This window comes from Labrys sp. KB_33_2, from assembly GCF_052114505.1.
Classification (GTDB): Bacteria; Pseudomonadota; Alphaproteobacteria; order Rhizobiales; family Labraceae; genus Labrys.
This window is the reverse complement of the sequence record NZ_JBFREW010000062.1, coordinates 1-2,135: the sequence shown is the minus strand read 5'-3', so window position 1 is coordinate 2,135 and position 2,135 is coordinate 1. Positions and strand designations below refer to the sequence as shown.

At 61.6% G+C, this 2,135-nt stretch carries 2 protein-coding genes and 1 pseudogene; all 3 read right to left on the bottom strand.

What is annotated here, in order from left to right; all coding sequences use genetic code 11:
* Positions 1-1,196, bottom strand: a 1,196-nt coding sequence (locus tag AB4037_RS34510; protein ID WP_441774662.1) for a SpvB/TcaC N-terminal domain-containing protein, incomplete at its 3' end; no start/stop codon positions are given.
* A gap of 480 nt (positions 1,197-1,676) precedes the next feature.
* Positions 1,677-1,808 carry a hypothetical protein gene (locus tag AB4037_RS34505; RefSeq protein WP_441774661.1) on the bottom strand — a complete coding sequence of 44 codons (132 nt, stop codon included), beginning with the start codon at positions 1,806-1,808 and terminating at the stop codon, positions 1,677-1,679.
* Between the two features lie 178 nt (positions 1,809-1,986).
* Positions 1,987-2,135: pseudogene (locus AB4037_RS34500) on the bottom strand (IS481 family transposase); the annotation flags it as partial.

Genomic DNA, 2,135 nt, shown 5'->3' with positions numbered 1-2,135 from the left:
GCGCCGCTCGTCGCCTCCAGGTTGAAGGCGATGCGCGTGCCGTTGTAACTGATCGAGGCCGGCCAGCAGATGGGATCACCCACGCAGGCATAGTCGTAACCGACCTCGTTGCCATGCGTATCCCTCACCTTGCGCAGCAGCCAGCGCGTGTCGTCGCGTAGCTGCGCATCGGTGGAAGGCGCTGCCCCGTTCGTGTACCAGCCCGGCACCGAGGCCGGCGAGACATAGGTGGACACCGTGCCGTCCCGGGCCGCAACCTCCCAACTCGTGGTGGTGCCGCTGACGATGCGCTTGACCCGCACGAAGCTTTCCACGCGGGTAGCGTAGTAGCTGATGCCGGTGCCGGCCGCCCCTGTGGTGCAGGCCGGGCTGGTCATCCCCGCCGTGCAAGCCACCAGCCGATCGCCGTCCAGCACGAACTCGTCCGTGTCCGCATAGCGCGGCGCTCCGCCCACCGCCGAGGAACGCGTGATGTCCGACAGGCCCGACAGCGAAAAGCCCACGCCGGCCAGGCCAGCCCAATAGCCTCCGGCCCGCGCCCCGGCATTGGAATCATAGCGCAGCGACACTTTGGGCTCGAGACCGTGATAAACAGGCACCGCGATCGACACAGACTGGGTGAAGGAGCCGTTGAAGCTGGCAGGCTCGGCCTTGGTCGCCAGCGCGCTCGCACTGGCGACCGCCTTCAGGGGATCCTCCCCAGGCGTATCGCTTGCCGCCGCCGTCGCCGCCATGGTCGACAGGCTCTCGGCCTGCACCTCCGCGGCGCCTTCCTCCGGCGTTGCCGCCGCTTCGCCCGTGCCTTGTTTGGCCTGCTGCCCGCTCTCACTGCCGGACGCTCCCTTGGCAGCCGATGGGCCCGGCTGGCTTTCGGGCTTGTTCGAAAGACCGGCGCCTATGCCACTCCCCGAGCTGTCCGTGCCGCGCTGTGACGCGGCCGCCTTGTTCGCCGCGGCCGGGTCCACCCGCATCAGGTCGGGCAACAGCGGTGGCTGGCTCGYGCTGATGCCGGGCTGGGACGAGGGGACCGGACGAACGATCGTCGGATCGGAGGTGGGAACTGAAGGCGCCCCCGCCACCGGCGCGCCACCCATCGCCGCCGGATTGCCGGCGCTACCTGAACCCGACTGCCCCAGCGCCGTGACCGACGGCACCAGCGCGCCGGCCAGGCCACCCGCAACCATCAGGACCCGCAACGACACGCGTCCAAAGGACGGGCGTGAGGAAAATGCCGAAAATGACAACATGTTCGTGAACATCTGAATTTGGATGAAAAGGGCTAAAATAGAGTTCAAAAAGAATATTATGCTGCAGCACTCATTCTTTTTTGTCTCGGATCTTTCTTGTTACAAGCAAGATCGACCTAACGATAGCTTTGCTCAAGTCAGAACTTGCAAATGCCCTGGAAGTATCTGCGCAATTATAGCCTGAACAAGATCGAGGAAGATAACAAACCGCGCGTGCCGAAATCGCACGCTGCAAATTGAGTGTACCCAGACACCCCTTCCCATTCCAAAGCATCCCCGGCCCCTGGCGATTCCAGCGCGCAGCCCCCTACACGCCACGGCAAGCTAGAAAATCGCCTCGCGAGTCTCAATATGGCAAATTTGAGGGGGCGACATATTGCTGTCGCATTTCACGCCGACGTCACGGAAAGAGGTAGCCTTTTACTGCAGTCATTGGGAACAATTACGATTGAGCCGCAGCAGCTGTTGCATCGCCATCCATCCCAGCTCTTCCCCGCGCTTGAAGGCTTCTTGATTGGTCTTGTAAAGACCATCGCGATAGAGCCGGATATCGGCAGGCATGCCCGACAATTAGGGTATCTTGCAATCATCCTGTCCTGCAGAAACCCACGATAAGCCGTTCCCTTCTTCACGTGGGCATAGACATCCTCCGGCCACGCCTCCACCAGCAAATCCGCAACGGCGATCACTGCGATTCAACAGACGATCCGGGACAGTCCTTGGAAGAATACTCCCCCTGCTAGGTGTTTAGTCCCGGCATTTGGTGGATTGGATTGAGGGTGAAGTTTTCCGGTTCGATTGTCCATCGTTTGCAGATGAACTCGTAGGCTGTGAGCCCCTTCAGTGTCTTCAGGCGCCGGCCAAAATTGTAGGCATTGACGAAGTTGT